20 protein-coding genes are annotated in these 22,206 nt (G+C 35.3%); 11 read left to right on the forward strand and 9 right to left on the reverse strand.

From position 1 onward, the window contains the following. Nucleotides 1-284: 284 nt before the first annotated feature. Entirely contained in the window at nucleotides 285-2,279 is a 1,995-nt protein-coding gene (locus BBI01_RS01625; protein WP_065392945.1) for a S9 family peptidase, read from the forward strand. Nucleotides 2,280-2,521: 242 nt separating this feature from the next. Continuing rightward, nucleotides 2,522-3,022 (forward strand): DNA-deoxyinosine glycosylase, encoded by a 501-nt coding sequence (locus BBI01_RS01630; protein WP_065392946.1) that lies wholly within the window; start codon nucleotides 2,522-2,524, stop codon nucleotides 3,020-3,022. A 172-nt stretch (nucleotides 3,023-3,194) separates the two neighbouring features. Here BBI01_RS01630 and BBI01_RS01635 read toward each other — a convergent pair whose 3' ends face one another. The 6 genes from BBI01_RS01635 to BBI01_RS01660 all read right to left on the reverse strand — a co-directional run bounded on the left by BBI01_RS01635 (nucleotide 3,195) and on the right by BBI01_RS01660 (nucleotide 9,415). Then, a complete protein-coding gene (locus BBI01_RS01635) occupies nucleotides 3,195-4,229 on the reverse strand; it encodes a phosphotransferase enzyme family protein (protein WP_065392947.1) in 1,035 nt (344 codons plus the stop codon). After that, nucleotides 4,220-5,128, reverse strand: a complete 909-nt coding sequence (locus tag BBI01_RS01640; RefSeq protein ID WP_065392948.1) for a sugar phosphate nucleotidyltransferase — start codon at nucleotides 5,126-5,128, stop codon at nucleotides 4,220-4,222. Before BBI01_RS01640 ends, BBI01_RS01635 begins: the two co-directional genes overlap by 10 nt. Beyond that, a complete protein-coding gene (locus tag BBI01_RS01645; protein WP_065392949.1) occupies nucleotides 5,118-6,515 on the reverse strand; it encodes a Gfo/Idh/MocA family protein in 1,398 nt (465 codons plus the stop codon). Before BBI01_RS01645 ends, BBI01_RS01640 begins: the two co-directional genes overlap by 11 nt. 343 nt (nucleotides 6,516-6,858) lie before the next feature. After that, a complete protein-coding gene (locus BBI01_RS01650; protein ID WP_185114337.1) occupies nucleotides 6,859-7,932 on the reverse strand; it encodes a serine hydrolase domain-containing protein in 1,074 nt (357 codons plus the stop codon). A 60-nt stretch (nucleotides 7,933-7,992) separates the two neighbouring features. After that, nucleotides 7,993-8,685 (reverse strand): AIM24 family protein, encoded by a 693-nt coding sequence (locus tag BBI01_RS01655; protein ID WP_065392950.1) that lies wholly within the window; start codon nucleotides 8,683-8,685, stop codon nucleotides 7,993-7,995. A 37-nt stretch (nucleotides 8,686-8,722) separates the two neighbouring features. After that, nucleotides 8,723-9,415 (reverse strand): hypothetical protein, encoded by a 693-nt coding sequence (locus tag BBI01_RS01660; protein WP_065393328.1) that lies wholly within the window; start codon nucleotides 9,413-9,415, stop codon nucleotides 8,723-8,725. A gap of 175 nt (nucleotides 9,416-9,590) precedes the next feature. On the opposite strand from BBI01_RS01660, the gene queA reads away from it, so the two are divergent. The 6 genes from queA (at nucleotide 9,591) to BBI01_RS01690 (ending at nucleotide 16,064) form a co-directional block, all read left to right on the forward strand. After that, complete coding sequence (gene queA / locus BBI01_RS01665; RefSeq protein WP_065392951.1) at nucleotides 9,591-10,640, forward strand: tRNA preQ1(34) S-adenosylmethionine ribosyltransferase-isomerase QueA; 1,050 nt, start codon at nucleotides 9,591-9,593, stop codon at nucleotides 10,638-10,640. Nucleotides 10,641-10,712: 72 nt separating this feature from the next. Then, on the forward strand, nucleotides 10,713-11,747 hold the full coding sequence (rlmN, locus tag BBI01_RS01670; RefSeq protein ID WP_065392952.1) for a dual-specificity RNA methyltransferase RlmN: 1,035 nt from the start codon (nucleotides 10,713-10,715) through the stop codon (nucleotides 11,745-11,747). 75 nt (nucleotides 11,748-11,822) lie between these two features. Beyond that, nucleotides 11,823-12,773 carry a sterol desaturase family protein gene (locus tag BBI01_RS01675; protein ID WP_065392953.1) on the forward strand — a complete coding sequence of 317 codons (951 nt, stop codon included), beginning with the start codon at nucleotides 11,823-11,825 and terminating at the stop codon, nucleotides 12,771-12,773. A gap of 265 nt (nucleotides 12,774-13,038) precedes the next feature. Further along, nucleotides 13,039-13,977: a phage tail-like protein gene (locus BBI01_RS01680; RefSeq protein ID WP_065392954.1), complete on the forward strand. Its 939-nt coding sequence runs from the start codon at nucleotides 13,039-13,041 to the stop codon at nucleotides 13,975-13,977. A gap of 157 nt (nucleotides 13,978-14,134) precedes the next feature. After that, nucleotides 14,135-15,013, forward strand: a complete 879-nt coding sequence (locus tag BBI01_RS01685; protein ID WP_065392955.1) for a hypothetical protein — start codon at nucleotides 14,135-14,137, stop codon at nucleotides 15,011-15,013. 73 nt (nucleotides 15,014-15,086) lie between these two features. Further along, nucleotides 15,087-16,064 carry a polyprenyl synthetase family protein gene (locus tag BBI01_RS01690; RefSeq protein ID WP_065392956.1) on the forward strand — a complete coding sequence of 326 codons (978 nt, stop codon included), beginning with the start codon at nucleotides 15,087-15,089 and terminating at the stop codon, nucleotides 16,062-16,064. 1 nt (nucleotide 16,065) lies between these two features. Here the strand turns inward: BBI01_RS01690 and BBI01_RS01695 are convergent, their stop codons facing one another. Then, nucleotides 16,066-16,359, reverse strand: coding sequence for a hypothetical protein (locus BBI01_RS01695; RefSeq protein ID WP_065392957.1), 294 nt, complete (start codon nucleotides 16,357-16,359; stop codon nucleotides 16,066-16,068). 137 nt (nucleotides 16,360-16,496) lie between these two features. Between BBI01_RS01695 and BBI01_RS01700 the strand changes: the two genes are divergently transcribed. After that, nucleotides 16,497-18,929: an alpha-ketoacid dehydrogenase subunit alpha/beta gene (locus BBI01_RS01700; RefSeq protein WP_065392958.1), complete on the forward strand. Its 2,433-nt coding sequence runs from the start codon at nucleotides 16,497-16,499 to the stop codon at nucleotides 18,927-18,929. Nucleotides 18,930-19,028: 99 nt separating this feature from the next. On the opposite strand, the gene BBI01_RS01705 is transcribed toward BBI01_RS01700, so the two are convergent. Next, a complete protein-coding gene (locus BBI01_RS01705) occupies nucleotides 19,029-19,445 on the reverse strand; it encodes a carboxymuconolactone decarboxylase family protein (RefSeq protein ID WP_065392959.1) in 417 nt (138 codons plus the stop codon). A gap of 150 nt (nucleotides 19,446-19,595) precedes the next feature. Between BBI01_RS01705 and BBI01_RS01710 the strand changes: the two genes are divergently transcribed. After that, entirely contained in the window at nucleotides 19,596-20,339 is a 744-nt protein-coding gene (locus BBI01_RS01710; protein ID WP_065392960.1) for a methyltransferase domain-containing protein, read from the forward strand. A 100-nt stretch (nucleotides 20,340-20,439) separates the two neighbouring features. Here BBI01_RS01710 and BBI01_RS01715 read toward each other — a convergent pair whose 3' ends face one another. Beyond that, nucleotides 20,440-20,823 carry a winged helix-turn-helix transcriptional regulator gene (locus BBI01_RS01715; protein ID WP_065392961.1) on the reverse strand — a complete coding sequence of 128 codons (384 nt, stop codon included), beginning with the start codon at nucleotides 20,821-20,823 and terminating at the stop codon, nucleotides 20,440-20,442. A gap of 168 nt (nucleotides 20,824-20,991) precedes the next feature. Here BBI01_RS01715 and BBI01_RS01720 point away from each other — a divergent pair, with 168 nt between their 5' ends. After that, on the forward strand, nucleotides 20,992-22,053 hold the full coding sequence (locus BBI01_RS01720) for an NADH:flavin oxidoreductase (RefSeq protein WP_065392962.1): 1,062 nt from the start codon (nucleotides 20,992-20,994) through the stop codon (nucleotides 22,051-22,053). Nucleotides 22,054-22,206: the final 153 nt, after the last annotated feature.

A 22,206-nucleotide genomic window follows, 5' to 3' on the forward strand; every position in this document is an offset into this window, starting at 1 on the left:
AAAAAGTCCGTTGGTAGATGCCAGCGGATTTTTTTATGCCTTAATGTTTTCCAATTAGAGACGGTTACAGTTAATAAAAATAATAAATTGAACTGTTTTCTTCTCTTAGTTTACTTTTAAACCTTTCTTCTTTTGATATTTTATCGTGTATTGTCAATTTTAATTGTTAATTCTTTCGGTAATTTTTATTTTAAATATTAACTTTGGCAATCTTTGAATTTAATGAAAGGGTTTTATGAGATCATTGTGATTTTGTAAGGTCCGATAAAAATGAATATCAACATATGAAACTTAAGTACAGCCTGCTGGCTTTGGCAGCTCCGCTTTTAATGAATGCACAACAATTAATGACGCCTGAGATTCTTTGGACTTTGAAAAAAGTAGGAGTACAGGCAGTTTCACCAGATCAAGCTTCTCTTATCTATAAAGTAGGGCAGGTAGATCTGAAAACAGAGAAAACAAAAAATGAGAACTATTTTCTTAATGTTCTTAATAATCAGTCTTCAAAAATCGATTTCGGTAAAAAATCTCTGATCCAATGGGATAAAAACGGAATTTATGCTCAGGAAGGAGATAAAATCTATCTTTCAAAAGATGCAGGAAAAACGTGGGCAGAATTTTATACTATCGGTGAAGTAGATAACATCGTAATTTCTCCTGATGGAAAAAGAATTGCTTTCAGTAAGCAGGTCTTGGTAGAAAAATTGATGGGGAAAGACAAATACAGCGATACTCCTAAAACTACCGCTCAGGTATATACAGACCTTAATCACAGACATTGGGATTATTTCAACGAAGGGAAATACAACCATGTATTTGTAGTAAATACTGCTGATAAAGTAGAATCTGCTAAAGATTTATTAGAAGGTAAAACCTGGGATTCTCCACAAAGACCTTTCGGAGGTGCTGAGGATTTTATCTGGAGCCCGGATTCTGCACAGCTTTTATATGTAACAAAACCTAAAAGCGGTAAAGAATATGCAACAAGTACCAACACGGATATCTTCGCATATGATATGGCGACAGGTACAACAAAAAATCTGACGGAAACCAATAAAGGATATGACGTAAACCCAAAATTCAGCCCGGACGGAAAATCTCTTATCTGGCAAAGTATGGCTAGAGATGGGTATGAAGCTGATAAAAATGACGTGAAAATCATGGATTGGAAGTCTGGAAAGACAACTAATCTTACAGCAGCTTGGGATGACAGCGTTTCCGGAGATGTACTTTGGGGTGCAGATTCAAAAACAATTTACTTTACAGCTGCTTACAGAGGAACAAAACAATTGTTCTCTTTAGATTCAAAATCTGCAAAAGTACAACAGATTACCAAAGGAGACTTTGATGTGAATGAGGTTTTCACAGACAATAAGACTTCAGTTTTAGTAGGAAGAACAGACGTAAACCATGCTACGGAATTATTCTCTGTAAACCTTAAAAACGGAGAAATGAAACAGGTTACCGAGGCAAATAAAGATGCTTATGCTAAATTGGCTCAAGGTAAATCTGAACTTAAAATGGTAAAAACTTCAGACGGAAAAGAAATGGGAGTATGGTTCCATTATCCACCGAATTTTGATCCAAACAAAAAATATCCAACATTAGTATACTGCCAGGGAGGACCACAGTCTGCATTGACGCAATATTTCAGCATCAGATGGAACTTTGCTTTGATGACGGCAAACGATTATATCGTAGTCGCTCCAAACAGAAGAGGGATGCCAGGTTGGGGAACAAAATGGAATGAAGAGATTTCAAAAGACTGGGGCGGACAACCAATGAGAGATTATCTTGCAGCAACAGATTATGCTAAGACATTACCATATGTAGACGGTGATAGAGTAGCGGCTGTAGGAGCTAGCTACGGAGGATACAGCGTATTTATGTTAGCGGGAATTCATGAAAACAGATTCAAAACATTTATCGCTCACGATGGATTATTTGATATGAAATCATGGTATCTTACAACAGAAGAACTTTGGTTTGCAAACTGGGATATCGGTTCTCCATGGGAAAAACCACAGCCAAAAGCTTATACAGAGTTTAATCCAAGCAATTTTGTAGAAAAATGGAACAAGCCTATCATGATTGTTCAGGGTGGAATTGATTTCCGTGTACCTTACGAACAAGGACAGGAAGCTTTCCAGGCTGCAAAATTAAGAGGATTAAAATCTAAATTGGTTTACTTCCCGAATGAAAATCACTGGGTACTTCATCCACAAAACGGATTGGTATGGCAGAGAGAATTCTTTGACTGGTTAAAAGAAACATTATAATATATCAATGAAAGCGGGCTTTAGCCCGCTTTTTTTATATGGAAAAGTTTAATGATTTCACCAAGTGAGGTGATTTTTTGATTTTTATAGTATTCATAGCAGGAAATTCAATAGGAGTGGGCTTTAGCCCACTTTACTTATAATAAACAATTCCATTGGCTTTAGCCAAAACCTACAAAAATAAATGCTTCAATCTTCTTAATCAACGGAAATTAAAATGACCAAAATCTCTATATTTGAATATGCAAAACCGTATTTCTTCATTTTCTCCACTCATTGATGATCAATCTGAAATTCTGATTCTAGGTTCAATTCCGGGAGTGAAATCTTTGGAAAAGCAACAGTATTACGCACATCCGCAAAACAAATTCTGGAAAATCATCTTTGAACTCCTGAATGAAGAATTTACTGAAGATTATATGAAAAGGTTGGAGATATTAAAGAAGCATCACATTGCTCTTTGGGATGTTATTGATACCTGCGAAAGAAAAGGAAGCCTGGATTCCGAAATTAAAAATGAAGAAACCAACCAGATTGCTGAGTTATTGGAAGAACATGCGAGTGTGAAAGCTATCTTTTGCAATGGTGGAAAATCCTATAAAAGTTTACAAAAACTATTAGGAAAAAATTACAGATTACCAATTTATCAATTACCGTCTACAAGTCCGCTTCATACAGTTTCTTTTGAGAAAAAGTTTGAGGAATGGAAAGTGATTTTGGAGTTTTTAGGTGAAGAAGTTTGAGTGTTGTAGAATATTAGAGTAGGGCTTTAGTTTTTCAATAGTACTATGATTAATAAAAGATAGATTCCTACGGAATGACAAAGTGTGAGAATATTCTAAACGTTCTGCTTGTCATTCCGTAAGAATCTTAATATTGTATTTCTTTTTACTTAAGGTAAATAAAGATCAGAAATCATTCACTTTCCAAGAATTCCCTTAAACCTTTCAGTAGCTCTAATTGATTTTTTGTTCTATCCAGATTATGTTCAGGATATTGGGTAGAATAATAGGTGCTTCCGTTCAGATAGTCCGTTAGAAAACGGATTTCCTGAATATAAATAGCGACCTGAGCAGCATAATCAAGACTCGAAATTTCCAGAGGAGTAAGCTTTTCTTTTAAATGGAATAAAAATCCTTCTTTTACAACCTTATACATTTCAGGATTAAAGTTGTTTTTAGCACTTCCATCATCTTCCAGAGTAGTATTCGTATAGGATTGAATCATTGTTCCAAAATCATATAAAACAGTAGAAATCATCATCGTATCCAGATCAATAACGGCTAACGGTTTATGATGTTGATCGAAAAGAATATTGCTGATCTTTACATCTGCATGGATAATTCTTTTAGGAATCTGATTGTTTCTCTCCATTTCGATCCATTGATCTGGCAAGGACAGAAGCTGGTTGGTGATCTCTATTTCTGTTTTTGCTTTTTCTTTTAACGAAGGGATGGCGTTTTCAAGTGCATTTTTATAATCCGAAACTCTTTTCTCAAAATTAAGGAAATTAGGAAGAGAATCTTCAATTGCTGGCAGCTGTTCTGTATTTACGGTGTTCAGAAAATAACTGAAGGCTTTAGCCGCTTCAAAAGCCGTTTGTAACGATGGAGCCGTAAGAAAGGTAGTGCTGTTTTCTATAAAACTTAACATACGCCATGAATCGCCATTGGCATCCTTTACCAAAAACTTATTCGTTAGAGAAAGAACGGGTTCTATAATTTGAAACTGATAATTATTGGATTGAAGAATTTCATTAATCATTAAATGATTTTTGACAATCACCTCTGGCTGTCTGAAAACATGAGTATTGATTTTTTGAAGAATAAACTTTTTCCCATGATCTCTATCTTCTAAAAGATAGGTGGTATTGATCAAACCATCTGTAATAGGAGTGAGGTCGTAATGATCCGTCCCGATAAATTCAAGTACAATAGTATTTAGCTCCATAGATCTTCCGGGTATCTGTTATTTTTAATTTCTGAGATCAGAAAATCTTTAATATTCTTTTTGTCATCAGCATATGTTACTCCCATCCATTGAGAAGGAGAGGCTTTAACCTTTACTTTTACTTTATTTTCATCAATCATTCTCTGTACAACACTCGGAATATAAAATTCCTGCTTGGATGTGGGATCAGACTCTATAAAATCATAGAAATAAGCCTCCAAAGAACAGAAAATATGAGGATTGAAAATGAAGAAATTCATGGAAACCAAAGTATCAGGATCCAGTTTTATATTTTGACCGTTTTCTGTATAAATAATAGAGCCATTAAGTTTTTGAATAGAAGTTTGTTCCTCTACCCGAACCAGATAATTTTCAGCATCTAAAGTACATATTCCTCGTGCTACAGTTCCATGACCACTTAATGTTGTGCTTATGGGATAAGCAATCATACCGAATTCAGAATCGGAAATATGATGGTGATCAATTTCATTAGCAGCAAGCAAATAAGCTTCTTTCCCATAAAAATCATCAGCATTGATCATGATGAAAGGCTCTTGTATAGCATATTTTGCACATAAAACAGCATGCGCAGTTCCCCATGGTTTTTCACGTTCAGGATAATCAAAACCCTGCAAAGGAATACTGTTCATTTCCTGATATACCCAGTGCAGTTCAAAATTTCTTGCTTGTGAAATAACATTCAGTCTTTCAATATAACTTTGAGGAATTAATGTATTGACAATGATAACCACTTTTGAGAAACCTGCTTCCAAAGCATCATAGATAGAATACTCCAGAATTGGCGAACCGTTTTCGAGTATTCCATCCACTTGCTTCAATCCTTTATAGCGGCTGCCTAATCCGCCTGCTAATATGAGTAATGTCTTCTTAGAACTCATCCGTCATTCCGAATACAGGTTTACGGGTTTTCCATTTTCCGTTGGTAAAGTCAGGTATTTCAACTACTTGACCTCCCTTAGCAATAGACTCTTCACTCAATGGAGTAATGGAATACCATAAGGCAAGATCATAAACATCCATCGGGAATTCTATATTTCGTTTGATACATTCAATGAAAGTATTCATCACAAAGAAGTCCATCCCGCCATGTCCGGCTCCTGCAGCTACGTTTTCAAACTTCTTCCACATCGGGTGATCATATTCTTTCATCCATTTTTCCGTATTATCCCAACGATGGCTGTGATTCATTGTTTTTTCAAAATAAATATGTCCCTGATTAAAATCTCCCCATCCGAAATCCTGCCACAATCCATCAGTTCCCTGAACACGGAATCCAAGATCATAAGGTCTCTGTAAGCTGGTATCATGAGTTAAAAGTATCGTTTCTCCGTTTGCACAGGCAATTTGGGTAGTAACAATGTCTCCCTGATTGAATTTTACCTTAGCATTCGGATGGTTTTCTCCTCCTTTAGCATGTTCTACAATATATTTATGCAATCCTACAGACTTTGAGGAGAAAGAAGAAAGTCTTGTTAAACGGTTTCCACGGTTAATGTCCATCATCATAGCAATCGGACCTAAGCCATGCGTAGGATAAAGTTCTCCGTTACGTTTTACATAATGTTCTGTTCTCCATTTTGCTTCACTGAATCCTTTTTCTCCAAATTCAGCTCCCGAGTTGTAAGGAGTAACTCCGTCATTGAAAAGAACACCTCTCAGATCATGCTGATAACCACCTCTTCCATGTACCAATTCTCCGAACATCCCTTTACGAACCATATTCAGAATTGCCATAATATCTCTTCGGTAGCATACATTTTCCATCATGAAAATAGGAACTTTCGTTTCCTCATATACTTTCACAAATTCCCAGCAATCCTCAAGCTTTATAGCTCCGGAAACTTCCATTCCCACAATCTTTTTAGCTCGCATAGCCTCTACACCCTGCGTAAGGTGCCATTCCCATGGAGTTGCAATTACAACAGCATCTATTGTTTTTAATTTTAAAAGATTTCGATAATCATATTCACCGTTAGAGAATTCCTGAGCTGCCGATTTATTATTGTCCTTAAGTATTTTTTGAGAGGCAGCCAGCATTCTTTTATCCGGATCAGCAAACGCTACCACTTCTACATCACTACGTTTTGCCAGTAATTTTACGTGTTCCTGACCACGAAGTCCAACACCGATAAATCCTACACGTACTTTTTTATCTGCTTTAAAATCATTAGAATATGCAAACATGGAATTGGGTAATACCAAAGCCCCAAAGCTTGCCAGTGCAGCTGTTTTAATGAAACTTCTGCGGGAAGTGTTATTCTCCATCTATTTTTTTTCTAAATATATTAAATCTTTTGTAAATCACGATAAGGTGGGAGATGGGAGTTTGAGACTATGAGGGTAGGAGAGATTTGGAGCAGTAGATACGAAATATGAAATCTGAGATTGAAAAAATTAATGTTTTGAATAAGGAAGGAAACCTACTGAATGACTTATTATACTTATAAAAAGATAAACATCTCATTATATGACCATTCCCATCCTTTGGAGAGGTGGCAAAAATTCAAAGAATTTTTGACGGGGTGGTTAATAAAGGATTAAACTTATATAAAATTCACCATTCACTTGCGGAGCAAAATTGACTATTGATCTCTAAATCAAAAATTAATCACTGCCCATAATAAGCCTTGATCAGCCTTTCCCTCATTTTGTTCAGGTATTTAATGTCTTTTGTATTGGAAAGAATGATTAAACTAAGGTTTTTATCTACCAAATGGACCCAATTAGCACTATGTCCATAGCCTTCTCCCTGTCGTTCTGCAAATATTGTATTGATGGTGCCAAATTTTTTAGGATATACCCAGAAACCTAATGCTGTATCTTCTAATTTTTTGTCAGCAGTGAGCATAATTTCCAAAGTCTTTTTATTAAATAACAGAGAATTAAATATTGCCTGATCGAAAATTAACATATCCTTGGGAGTGGAATACATTGCTCCGGCAGAATAAAAATTATCAATATAAGTATTGGTCGGCATATAGAGAGTAAACGGATAGGATGGTTCTGCTGAATATCCTTCATCTATATTCTTGATAATATCATTGTGATGGAGAAAGCCGGTATTTTCCATTTTGAGAGGAATTAATATTTGCTCTTTGAGAACCTCTTCAAAGGACTTTTTGTATATCTTTTCAATAATTTTTCCCAGCAGAATAAAATCTCCATTATTATAACTGAATTTTGTTCCGGGTGGATCTATTAATTTCTCGGAAAGATAAGTAGTGATGAAATCATCAAGATTCCAGATTGTATTGTCGTAAGCCTGATGGATGAGTTCCGGTGAGCTGATATCTTTATTTTCCCTGCCACTGCTGTAAGTAAGCAGATTTCTGATCGTTGCTTTTTTGGCTGCCTCTCCTTTGTATTCAGGATAATAGGTGGCGATGGTGGCGTCTAAATCAATTTTTCCTTTTTCATAAAGCTGCATGATCAAGGCAGCGGTGAAGGTCTTTGTAAGTGAGAAAATATGAAACCTTGTATCATCCGAAAAAGGAATATTATAGTGCTTGTTGGATAGCCCTTTGTAAGTAAGTAGTTCAGTTTTTCCATTTTTGGCTAATAAAACAGAACCATTGAAATTATCTTTTTTTACACAGGAATCGATGACTTGCTCCACTTTCTTTATCTGTGGGTAGGCTGTATTGATGATCATCAAGAATAGCCCTGATAGGATATTTTTCATAGGTTCGTAATGTAAGTGTAATGAACTGAAATACTTACTTCAAAGATAGCTATTTATGAATTACTTTTCCATATAATATACCTCTTCATAAGGTTGGATAAGTACCCATCCGTGTCCTGAAAACTTCATCTGAAACTCTTCACCGCTTCCTCTTCCGATAAGACTTTTAAAAGAAACATTTGTCTTCAGTTCTGGACTTAGATTTCCGGACCATGCAACCGTAGCATTCGGATCTGTGAAAACCGGAGTATCAGGTGTTACCAGTAAAGTTAAAGGATCTCCATGAGTAGTAATTGCAATATGTCCTGTTCCTGAAAGCTTTACCTGAAAAAGACCGCCGGACATCATTCCTGCAATACTTTTAAGCATCGTGATATCACTTTTTACACTTTGTTCATGAGCTAAAACATCATTTCCATTCACACAGACAGATTCATTATTCAGGTAAAGGATACGAACTTTCTTTCCGGAATCAGCAACATATAATTTCCCCGTTCCTTCAGCCTTCATCAGCTTACTCCCTTCACCACTGATAGCCTTCTTCAAAAGGTTTCCGAGACCGCCGGATAACATTCCCTGTCTTTCAAAGTTAATGTTTCCAACGTAGCTTACCATACTCCCTCTCTTTGTCCATACCGCCTGATTATTAAGATTGATTTCCAGAAGGTGTTTTGTTTCCAGCTCAAAATAATCTCTCTGTTGTGGATTCTCCTTTGTCTCGTTGATAAACGCTTCAATTGAATATTTACTCATAATTATAATTTTTTAATTTGTTGTTTTTATATTGTTATTACTTTCGTTTGTCGAGTTTATACTCTCGTTTGTTACTTTTAGGATTCAGATCTACAAATTCATAATCTTCAAAATGGGCAAGTTGAGCTTTGAACATTTCCGTTGCTTTTTCTACTGTCCAGTCTTTAGGATAATGAAAACCATCGAATTCAGCATTGAAAATTTGTGCTTTGAATTCATGTGAAAACTCATCGTCACCGGAATAGCTCAACGCTATTTTACCCGTCCAGGTAATATCATAGAGGTGATTATCTTTTTTTGAAAATCGAATATGATGGTCTGCACAGCTGTCATGTCCCAGCAAATAAATATTAAAGGCAAGATCATCATCATCAAAATGTTGTTCAGAAGGAAGATCATTGCTGAAGAAATCATTTTTAATAACCTCATCAAAATCTAGCTTTTCATCCGGTTTATTAATTCTTATTCCTCTGTGCTCGCCCCAATAATTTGATGATAAAGTGCAGGCGTGATAGTTTTCCCATACTATTTTAGAGGTCCAATCAGACAGGTCTTCTTCCTCTTCTTCACCATTTTCATCATCATTTGCATAATAATTTTCAGTTTTTAAATGAAAATCAAACCATATAAATCCATACTCATCAATCCGTCCGCTCCATATGAACGATTCAATTTTATGACCGTTAGGATACGGATTATCAATGAAATATATTTTACTTGTAGATTCCATACTTAATTTCAATTTTCCAAAAATACTCTTTTTAACCTTTAAAAATTCCCGTAAAATCACGGTTTTATATTTGATTGAAAAATAATACTTGACAAAGGGGTATTCAATGTCGTATATTTGCACTCCGAAAATTACACCATGTAATTTCAATAATTTTTAAACCGTAATTTAAAAAATGAAAACATCAGATTTTAATTTTGATCTTCCTGCGGAATTATTGGCAGAACACCCATCAGAGCACAGAGACGAAGCTAGATTAATGGTACTTGATAGAAAAACACAAACTATCGAGCACAAATTATTCAAAGATGTAGTTGATTATTTTGATGAGGAGGACTTGTTCATCTTCAACAATACTAAAGTTTTCCCTGCACGTCTTTATGGAAATAAAGAGAAAACAGGTGCTAAAATTGAAGTTTTCTTATTAAGAGAGCTTGATAAAGAAACAAGAGTTTGGGATGTATTGGTAGATCCGGCAAGAAAAATCAGAATTGGTAACAAATTATTCTTCACTGAAGATGAATCTTTGGTAGCTGAAGTTATCGATAACACAACTTCAAGAGGAAGAACACTAAGATTCTTATTCGACGGTTCTTACGACGAATTCAGAACGAAACTTAAGGAATTAGGAGAAACTCCACTTCCTAAATATATCAAAAGAGCAGTAGAACCAGAAGATGCTGAAAGATACCAGACCATCTATGCTAAAGTAGAAGGAGCGGTAGCAGCACCTACAGCAGGTCTTCACTTCTCTAAGCATTTGATGAAGAGATTAGAGATCAAAGGAATCAATTTTGCTGAAGTAACACTTCACGTAGGATTAGGAACTTTCAACCCAATTGAGGTAGAAGATCTTTCTAAGCACAAAATGGAATCTGAAGAAATCATTATTGATGAGAGAAATGCAGCTATTATCAACAAAGCAGTAGAATCTCACAGAAGAGTTTGTGCAGTTGGAACAACTACAATGAGAGCATTGGAAACTTCTGTTTCTTCAAACAAAAAAATCTCTGCTTTCAATGGATGGACAAACAAATTCATTTATCCACCTCACGATTTCGGAGTTGCGAACTCTATGATCACAAACTTCCACACACCGAAGTCTACATTGATCATGATGATTGCTGCATTTGCAGGAAGAGATTTTGTAATGCATGCTTATGAAGAAGCCGTAAAAGAAAAGTATAAATTCTATTCTTACGGTGACGCAATGTTAATTCTATAAAAAAAGATATTAGGTAATAGGTTGCAGGTAATAGTTATCTGCAGCCTGCATCCTAAAATCTACCACCTTACAATGAAAGATATCCGTACATTATCACTAGATCAGCTTAAAGAATACTTTGTTTCTTTAGGAGAAAAGCCGTTTCGTGCGAAACAGGTCTATGACTGGCTATGGAGTAAAAATCTCCATTCGATCGATGAAATGACGAATCTTTCGAAGCCTCTTCGTGAAAGAATTTCCGAAGAATATACTATAAATCCTGTTTCCGTAGACCTTCTTCAAAAAAGTACTGACGGAACCATTAAAAACGGTGTGAAACTTCACGACGGATTGCTGGTGGAATCTGTTCTTATTCCAACAGAAACAAGAACCACAGCTTGTGTATCCTCACAGGTAGGCTGCTCATTGAACTGCGAATTCTGCGCTACAGCAAAACTAAAAAGGATGAGAAACCTTGAAGTAGCTGAGATCGTAGACCAGGTTGCTCTTATCGACAGCCAGAGCAGAATGTATTTTGACAGACCTCTTTCCAATATCGTATTCATGGGAATGGGAGAACCGATGATGAACTACAAAAATGTAGTGGAAGCTATCAGAAAAATCACCCAACCGGAAGGATTAGGAATGTCTCCAAGAAGAATTACTGTCTCTACTTCAGGAATTCCCAAAATGATCAAAATGCTTGCTGATGATGAATTGCGTGTGAAACTTGCACTTTCTCTTCACTCAGCTATCGAAGCAAAACGTAATGAGATCATGCCTTTTTCAGATAAATTCCCGTTAACAGATATTATGGAGTCTCTTCAATATTGGTATCAGAAGACAGGTTCAGTAATTACTTTTGAATACTGTGTATGGAAAGGAATCAACGATGGAGACGAAGATATTAAAGCTTTGATTAAATACTGCAAACAGGTTCCTTCAAAGGTAAATCTTATTCAATACAACCCAATCGGGGACGGAAAGTATGATCAGTGCAACAAACAGGCTGAAGAAAATTATATCAGACAGCTTGAGAATGCAGGAATTACAGTAATGGTAAGAAGAAGCCGTGGAGGAGATATAGACGCTGCTTGCGGACAGCTGGCAAACAAATCTACGGATTAAAATTTCCTTAAAAAAAACTTAAAATTCTCTTAAGACATAGCCTAAAGCCCTACCTTTGCACAAAATTATTTTGTGATGATGGATTTTTTTATGAGTGAGGACGGGTTAGAAAATGTTTATGCGTGGTCTATTCCGTTGCATGCTACTGTTATTTTAGCTGAAATGATTTACAGCCACGTTTCCGAGGCGAAGTTATATAGTGGAAAAGATCTTGTAACGAATGTTTATCTTGCTTTGATGAACTTTGGTCTTGACCTTATCATGAAGGCGTTTGCAATGGGGGTCATGTTTTTCTTTTACAACCACAAACTTTTTTCATGGGATTTTAGCATCTGGTATTTACTGGCTTGTTTTGTAATTACAGATTTTGCTTACTATGTGCTGCATTACGTAGATCATCGTTCCAGAGCTTTCTGGGCTGTACATATTACACACCATAGCTCAGAATACTTTAACCTTACTACAGGATTTAGAAGTCCTGTATTACAGCCGCTTTACAGATACTTATACTTTTCACCATTAGCTTTCTTAGGATTTAATCCTTGGCATATTATGGTTGCCTATGCTATTGGACAAGTATATGGAACATGGGTACATACACAGACTGTGAAAAGTATGGGATTCCTTGAGTATATTCTGGTAACTCCATCTCACCATCGTGTACATCATGCTTGTAACATCAAGTACTTGGATAAAAACATGGGAATGTGTCTCATTATTTGGGACAAAATATTTGGAACTTTCCAAAAAGAAGACCCGAATATTCCCGTAAAATATGGAATCTATCCAAAAATGCCGGATAACAGACCTGATACCGTTCTTTTCTATGAATGGAGGAAAATATGGAAAGATCTGAAGCAACCTGGATTAAAGTTTACTGACAGAATCAATTATATTTTCAATTCGCCGGGATGGAGACATGACGGAACCGGAAAAACAGTAAGACAATATCAGAAAGAATACTTTGCTAAACAGGCTAAAAAGAAAGAGCAACAACAAAATCAGACAAAGCAAAAATCAGCTTAATATTTGATTAAATCAATAGAAGTTTAAAGAAAAAACGGGTTTTTAGCCCGTTTTTTCTATTATATGAATTTTATAAAACTTTCAGTTTTTCCCCTATATTAAATCTCACTAAAAAAGCTTCCAGCTTATTTTTGTTCTTTTTACAACTTTAAATTATTCATTTTTGAAAAATTGCTTTACAAATGTTTAAATAAATCCAAAATGCATGAAATTTATCCTTTTAAAGTGATATATTTGTTTCAACATAATTTAAAAATATAGAATCATGAAAATTAAATTGTTACCTGTAATGTTGTTAGGACTTTTTCATTTTGCAAATGCTCAGATTGGGATTGGGGTTAATACAGCTAACCCGTTAGGCGCATTTCATATTGATGGAGCTAAAGACAATGCAGTTTCTCCTACAGTAGCACAACAAGCTAACGATGTTGTAGTGACAAGTGCTGGTGATGTTAGCATAGGTACAACTACAGTAGATTCTTCAGCAAAACTTCAAATCAATACGACTAACAAAGGATTACTTATTCCCAGGGTAATGATTACCTCTCCTAATGATGGAACTACAATTCCTTCTCCTGCAAAAGGACTTATTGTCTACAATATGAATGCTACAACAAGTATGGTAGAAGGCTTTTACACGAATATAGGTACTCCCGCAGCCCCTCTATGGGTTACTTATCAACAATATGATAAAACAATATGGAAATTTGAAAATTTTTACGATAGTGTTGCTTCTGCCCCTGTAGATCAGGCAGTAACCTCAGGAACAACAATCAATAATATTAACTTAGGATTAAGCATTACTGTAACAGTACCGGCTTTTACTCAAGCAAAACTAGTAACTACTTATAGCGTTCCAATGGGAACAACTTCTTCCAACAATAATCTTAGTGGATATTATGGAATTCGATTTCTAAAAAATGGTACTGAACTTCCAATAGGATCAAGAAAGTCTACTTTATTTGCTAGTTCTTCTGCAGCTAGCCCTAGTTCCAGAATGTTTTCTATAAGTGCAACTGTAGGTGATACTGTTGTTAATAATACTTCTGCCCCTGTAAGTGTTACCTACGCTTTAAATGGATATGTTGAGCCTACAGTGGGATCAGACACCATTCGATTTAATATGTGGTCTACTACTGATCCTAATTTCAACTGGGGAAAAGGTTATATGTCTGTACAAGTGTTTACAAAAACTACATTATAAACCCTTATTTTATCTAAGTCTGAAGTTGAAGGTTATTAAAATTACTTCTTAATAGAAAATATGTTCAATAATTTTATATAAGGTTTAAATAGGTAGTCTGTTAGAAAAGAATTATTCTAAATATTACTGTTTTGATAGAAAGTCCTATTTTTGCCTTATGAAAAGAACATTTCTGTTATTGGCTTTTCTTGCCTTTCAAACTGCATTTTCTCAACAAACAGATTTCCTGAAAATCAAAAAATACAGAGTCAGTCATTTGAATGACCAGGTACAGGAAACTTCTGGGCTGAATTTCTTTAACGGAAAACTGTACACATTCAATGACAGCGGAAATACACCTGAGCTTTTTGAAATCAATAAAGCAACCGGAGAAGTGATAAAGACATTAAAAGTAAATGCTAAAAATACCGATTGGGAAGCACTTACAAATGATGGAGAACATTTTTATATTGGTGATTTCGGAAACAATGACGGAAGCAGAAGACACCTTACGATTTATAAAGTGCCATTTCAGGGAGACAGTTTACAAAATAGTCATATAAAAGAAATTAAATTTCATTATCCTGAACAGACAGATTATAAGTCAAGCTATTTTAATACAGATTTCGATGCCGAGGCAATGGTATTTGCTCATGGGAAAATTCATCTTTTTACCAAAGAATGGGTCTCGAAATCTACAGTACATTATATCATTGATCCGGAAAAAAATGATAAACAGGATGCTGTAAAAGCTGAAGTTTATAAAACAAATTTCATGGTAACAGATGCCGCATATTTTGATAAAAAGCTTTATTTGGTAGGATATAGCAAGAAAACAGAGGTTTTTATGGATGTCTTTACAGAAACAGAACCAGGTATCTTTTTTAAAGAAAAACCGAGGCATTATTACTTAGGAAGTGCTTTGTCAATTGGTCAGATTGAAGGAATTGCAGTGGACGAATCTGGAATTTCCATCTCAGGAGAAAAATTTAAATCTCCGTTGGGAACTACAAAACCCTCACTTTATTTTATCCCTAAAGAACAATTCAAGGATTAATTATCCTTTAAAATTGAGCGAAAAAAATTATCTTTGTGAGAATTAATAATTATTCACCCAGCATTCGCATATTGTGGCAAATACAGTAGAAGAGATTAAACGACCGATCAATGAGGAAATGAAACTTTTCGAGCAGAAGTTTTATGAATCGATGCAGAGTAAAGTAGCTTTATTAGATAAAGTAACCCGCTTTATTGTTACCACCAAAGGGAAACAGATGCGTCCGATGTTTGTATTTCTTTGTGCCAAGCTGGTAGGAAATGTTACAGAAAAGACATACCGTGGAGCTTCCATGATAGAACTGATCCATACTGCGACTCTTGTACATGATGATGTAGTGGATGAAAGTTTTAAACGCCGTAATTTTTTCTCTATAAATGCTTTATGGAAGAATAAAATCGCTGTTTTGGTAGGAGATTATCTGTTGTCAAAATCAGTTTTATTATCTACTGATCATAAAGATTATGACTTACTAGGAGTAATCTCAAGAACAATCCGTGAAATGTCCGAAGGTGAGCTACTTCAATTAGAGAAAGCAAGAAAACTGGATATTACCGAAGATGTTTATTATGAGATTATCCGTCAGAAAACAGCCACTTTAATTGCAGCTTGTTGTGAAATTGGGGTATTATCTAATAGTACAGATGAAGTACTTGCTAAGAAAATGCAGGACTTTGGTACTTATACCGGGATGGCTTTTCAGATCAAAGATGACCTTTTCGACTACTTAAGTTCTAATGTGATTGGTAAACCGGTGGGTATTGATATCAAAGAAAAGAAAATGACCTTACCTTTGATTCATACCTTGAAAATAGCTGACGAAAAACAGAGAAAATACTATTTCGATACCATCAAACGTTATAATAATAATCCAAAACGAGTAAAGGAATTAATAGAATTCGTTAAAAGCTCAGGAGGATTAGAATATGCAATTACAGTAATGAAAGACTTCCAACAGAAAGCAAAGGATATTCTGAATGAATTCCCGGATTCTGAAGCAAGAAAATCGTTACATATTATGCTGGATTATGTAATAGAGCGAAAATTTTAAATTAAATTATTTTCAGAGTTACAATTACAACAGCAAGAACTATACAAAATAAAGCGATTAAAAATAAATAATCCGCAATACCTTCAAACGTATATTCCCGTCTTTTACTTTTCGTTCTGATAGCCAGAAATGAAAAGAAACAACTGCATGCAAATAAAATGCTTGCAACCCCTGCAAATTCATCCAAATATGTGTTGTGGCTGATTTTGGCGATTTTCAAAGAGGTTATAATAATCAATGAAAATCCTAAAAGATTGCTCGATGCATTCAGGATATGAGGTGACTTTTTCTCCATCTTTTACAAATTTTTTCAAAATAAAGCACAATTTTTTTTATTATCAAATTTTTAAAAAAGATTATTAAAAATTAAAATTAATTTAAAAAGTGTATATTAGCAAAATACTTGAAGAACAAAAACATTTTTACTTAGCTATGCAAACAACTTATATTGAAACACAGCAAATATCCTTTCAAGATTTTAAAAATCAGATACTTGAAGATTACAAGTTAGGAAGGATCTCTCGTGAAATGTCTTATCTCGGAAGGAGAGAAGTACTTACCGGAAAAGCTAAATTCGGAATTTTTGGGGATGGTAAGGAACTTCCTCAGCTTGCTATGGCGAAGGTTTTCAGAAATGGAGACTTCCGTTCCGGGTATTATAGAGACCAGACTTTTGCATTGGCAATTAATGCTTTAACAGTTGAAAGTTTCTTTGCACAGATGTATGCTGATACAAGTGTGGAAAGAGAGCCGGCTTCAGCTGGAAGACAGATGAACGGACACTTTGCAACAAGAAGTTTAAATGAAGATGGAAGCTGGAAAGATTTAACAGCACAAAAGAATATTTCTTCTGATATTTCCCCTACAGCAGGACAGATGCCAAGATTATTAGGATTGGCTCAAGCATCTACAATATATAAGAACGTAAAATTTGATGGTTCTGAGAAGTTTTCAAGAGAAGGAAATGAGATTGCTTTCGGAACAATTGGTGATGCTTCTACCGCTGAAGGTCACTTCTGGGAAACATTGAATGCAGCATGTGCACTTCAGGTTCCTATGATCGTGTCAATTTGGGATGATGGATACGGAATTTCAGTTCCTACTAAAAACCAAAGAGCAAAGGCTGATATCAGCGAAATGTTAAGTGGATTCCAAAGAAAGGATGGTGAAAACCAAGGATGTGAGATTATCCAGGTAAAAGCTTGGGATTACGCAGCATTATTGGACGCATATGCTAAGGCAGAACACTTTGCAAGAACAGAGAGTGTTCCGGTAGTAGTTCACGTAGTAGATGTTACACAGCCTCAGGGACACTCTACTTCAGGGTCTCACGAAAGATATAAAAATGAAGCTCGTTTAGCTTGGGAAGCGGAGTTCGATGGATTGGTAAAATTCAAAGAGTGGATTCTTAATTATTCTATCGAAATCGATGGTAAAGAAGAGGTAATCGCTACTGCTGAAGAATTGGATGCCATTGACGAAGATGCGAAAAAAGCAGCTAAAGCAGGACAAAAGACAGCTTGGGATAATTACCAGACTGCAATTAAAGAATTGATTCAGACTATTGTTCCTTTAGTAGAAAACCTTAAAGGTCAGAATACTGAAGTAGAAACGGCTCTTACTCATTTCAATAAATTAGTTACAAAAGCTAAGAAGGATGTATTCCATTTAACTAGAAAAACATTATTGGCAACAAGAGGTACAAATTCTGCTGAAAGAAGCCAATTGATGCAGAAATACAATGAAGTAGCTGAAATTGAAAAAGACAATTACTCATCACACTTATATTCTCAATCAGAATGGAAAGCAGAAAACATTCAAGAGATCAAGCCTGTTTACTCAGACAGCTCTGAAGATGTGGACGGAAGAGTAGTGATCAGAAATAACTTTGATAAAATCTTTGAAAAATATCCTGAAACATTAATCTTTGGAGAAGATACCGGAAATATCGGTGACGTAAACCAAGGATTGGAAGGAATGCAGGAAAAATATGGGGCATTACGTATTGCTGATACAGGAATTCGTGAAGCTACGATTCTTGGGCAGGGTATTGGTATGGCAATGAGAGGTCTTAGACCAATCGCTGAAATCCAGTATTTAGATTATGTTCTTTACTGTCTTCAAGGGATGAGTGATGATTTAGCAACTGTACATTACAGAACTAAAGGAGGTCAGAAAGCTCCATTGATCATCAGAACAAGAGGTCATAGATTAGAAGGAATCTGGCATTCAGGTTCTCCAATGGCGGGAATTCTTAACCTTTCAAAAGGAATCCTGGTATTAGTACCTAGAAACCTTACAAAGGCGGCAGGATTCTACAACACAATGCTTCAGGCTGACGAACCAGCGATTATCGTTGAATGTCTGAACGGATACAGATTAAAAGAAAAACAACCTGATAACTTAGGTGAGTTTACTGTTCCTGTAGGTAAAATTGAGGTGACAAAAGAAGGGAAAGACGTTACTTTAGTCACTTATGGTTCTACATGGAGAATTGTTACGGAAGCAGCTAACGAGTTAGAAAAACTTGGAATCTCTGCAGAAGTGATTGATATCCAGTCATTAATTCCTTTCGATTTATCTCACGAAATTGCTGAAAGTGTTAAGAAAACAAACAGATTAGTAGTGATTGATGAAGATGTGGAAGGAGGAACAACAGGATTCATCTTACAGCAGATCTTAGAGAAACAAAAAGCTTTCAGATACTTAGATTCAGATCCGTTAACGATTTCTGCTAATGATCACAGACCAGCTTATGCAAGTGATGGAGATTACTTCAGTAAGCCGTCTACAGACGATATGGTAGAAAAGATCTACGCTCTATTTAATGAAACAAATCCTCAGAAATATCCTGCGATATTCTAATTGGGATTAAAGATATATACAAACCGCTTTCTTATAGGAAGCGGTTTTTTGTTATGGTATGTATTGTAAGCTGAGATAAAAGAAAAAGACTATACTTATTTAATCTTCTTCAGCCAAAGTAATTCTAAGTCTATTTAAAGCACTCATAAGGGTGATACTGGCAGTCAGTTCAACAATTTCTCTTTCTGTAAAATATAAGGACAGTTTCTGTTTGATTTCAGAACTATCAGTATTATTGTACGTGACAGCTTCTGCCCAGTCTAAAACAAGCTTCTGCTGATCATTGAAAGAATTTGTGTGTTTCCAGCCTGGAAGCCTGTTTATGACATCTTGTTCAATACCAAAATTAAGAAGTTCCTTAGCATGATAGCTGCAACAATAGGCACAGCCGTTGACTTGAGACACTCGAAGTTCAGCCAATGCAATCAGTTTTTCATCGATCCCGGATTTTCTGATGCTGGAATGTGCTTTATACAGATGACCAATAGTCTCCTTTGCAATTTCTTTGTAATTCATAATGAAAATTTTTCTGCAAATTTGAACCTGAAATAGTTGTAATACTATATACTTACTTTTTCGTGTTATACTTACCTTTTTGAAAGTAGTTGATGAAAATAGTCGTATTGAAATTCGTACATTTGAAAAAACGAATATCCTGAAACAGCTATGAAAATTACCAAGTTAGTTCTTCTTTTCAATTATAAAAAAATCCTTTTGGGATGTGTCGTTGCCATTCTTCTTTTGATACTTTCTTTTCAAATTGATTCAGATAATTTGAAGTTTTTCTTGAGAGGGTTTTCAGTTCTTATTATTTTAAATATAATAGCGTCATTGGTAGCATCTTATATATTGTATGATAAATCTGACCTTTATGAATTGAATGACTTAAAAGGAATTATTGATTGGGATAAGATTGAAAATGCAGTACTTATTCACGCAAGTTTTGATCCTTTATCTCAACGTTTAGAAGAAAAATATCCTCAATTAAATTTAACAGTTTGTGATATTTATGGAAATAGGCATGAACATGAGAGTGGAATTGAGGTGTCAAAAAAAATGTTTCCACCAAACCCGAAAGAAATCAGAATATCGCCTGACAAACTTCCTTTTGATGATGGTTCTCAAGATATTATTCTTGCCGTTACTGCTCTTCATGAAGTTTTAGATCACGATAAAAGAGTTTTATTTTTTAAAGAAGCAAAAAGAGTTCTAAAGAAAGGAGGTCTAATTATTATCTCCGAGCAGTTCAGAGATACTACCAATTTTATTTTTTTTAATATCGGAGCATTCCATTTTTTAAGTTGGAAGCAGTGGAAAAGTTCTATTGCTCCATCCGGATTGAAAATTATCGAAAATAAAAAGGTTACATTATTTGCAAATACCTTGATTATAAAAAATCATTCAGATTAATTTTAAAAATAAAATACTCAAAATCCGTGCATTCGTGGCATAATAACAGTAAGCTTTATAAGAGGTAAAAATATTTACATGGACATGGTTTTATGAAACATTATACATTCACTGCTTTTTTCTTTTCTTTGATCGATTCAATACAATCTTCCGAATAGGTTCCTTTCACCTGATATTTCGCCTCCCATTCTTCCAACAGATATAAAATAGGCAACAGCGCCAATCCTTTTTCCGTAAGCGAATATTCAACTCTCGGAGGCAGCTCTTTAAATTCCTCACGAATCACTAAACCGTCAGTTTCCATTTCCCGTAGCTGATCCGTCAATACCTTTCTGGAGATCACATTAATACGCACTGCAAGCTCCCCAAAACGTAATTTTCGGTCTTTGATTACCAATACAATGATTGGCTTCCATTTGCTTCCCAAAGCAGCCATTGCTTTACCTAGCGGGCAGCTGTATTGCATTAATTCATTCTTTTTCATAGAGATACACTGGTTTTTGTAACGTGATGTAGATTTGAAATGACAAACGTTACTTTGATGTTACTAATGTAAGTTACTGCGAAGTTACCACTATTTTTTTAATAAAAGATACAAAAACGAACTATTATTAGTTACTTTGTGTAACAATTATAAAATACCTATTTAAATATGAGTACATTATCATTATTTAAACCGTTTGAATATAAGAATCTTCAGCTTAAAAATAGAGTCGTAATGGCTCCTATGACCAGAGCTCAATCTGATAATGGAGTTCCAACGCAGAACATCGCAGACTATTATGGAAGAAGAGCTGCTTCAGAAGTAGGATTGATTCTTTCAGAGGGAACTGTTATCAATAGACCAGGATCAAAAAACTTACAGAATATTCCGGATTTTTATGGAAAGGAAGCTTTGAATGGCTGGAAAAATGTAATCGATACTGTACATAAAAACGGGGGTAAAATGGGACCCCAAATCTGGCACGTTGGTGATACAAGAATGTCTGAAGATTATCCTTTGGTTGCAATGGAAAAGGCTTCTACGATGACTATTGAAGATATTCAGGATACGATTGCTCAGTTTGCCGCTTCTGCAAAATCAGCAAAAGATCTTGGTTTCGACTGTCTGGAAATTCATGGAGCTCATGGTTATCTCATCGATCAGTTTTTCTGGGAAGTAACCAATACAAGAACGGATGAATATGGAGGAAAAACTCTAAAAGAAAGAAGCCGATTTGCCGTTGAAGTAGTAAAAGCAATCAGAGAAGCAGTAGGAGAGGACTTTACGATAATTCTTCGTCTGTCACAATGGAAACAACAGGATTATAAAACAAAACTGGCTCTTACCCCAAACGAAATGGAAGACTGGCTGTTGCCTTTAAAAGAAGCCGGAGTAGATATTTTTCACTGTTCACAACGTCGTTTCTGGGAGGCTGAATTTGAAGGTTCAAGCTTAAACTTTGCAGGGTGGGCAAAGAAAATTACAGGGCAGCCAACCATTACTGTAGGATCTGTAGGATTAAACGGAGATTTTCTGAATGCTTTTGCGGGACAGGGAACAGAGAAAACAGATTTAACTGAATTGATCAAAAGACTGGATAATGAAGAATTTGATCTTGTAGCGGTAGGACGTGCTATTTTGCAGGATTATGAGTGGGTAAAGAAGATCAAAGACGGAAATACAGCAGATATTTCGGACTTTACGGCAGAAAGTATGAGCGTTTTATTTTAATTTGAATAAAGAGAAGCAAATCTGTTTTGTAGTGAATTTTTTAACAGTATATTTTATTCACTAGCGAGGCAAAGTTTTACGACTCACTATTCATATTAATCATCATAATTCACTTTATTTTATATTTAATTTTCACCTATTTATTAAAGAAAC

The sequence above is a fragment of the Chryseobacterium artocarpi genome (assembly GCF_001684975.1).
Lineage (GTDB): Bacteria > Bacteroidota > Bacteroidia > Flavobacteriales > Weeksellaceae > Chryseobacterium > Chryseobacterium artocarpi.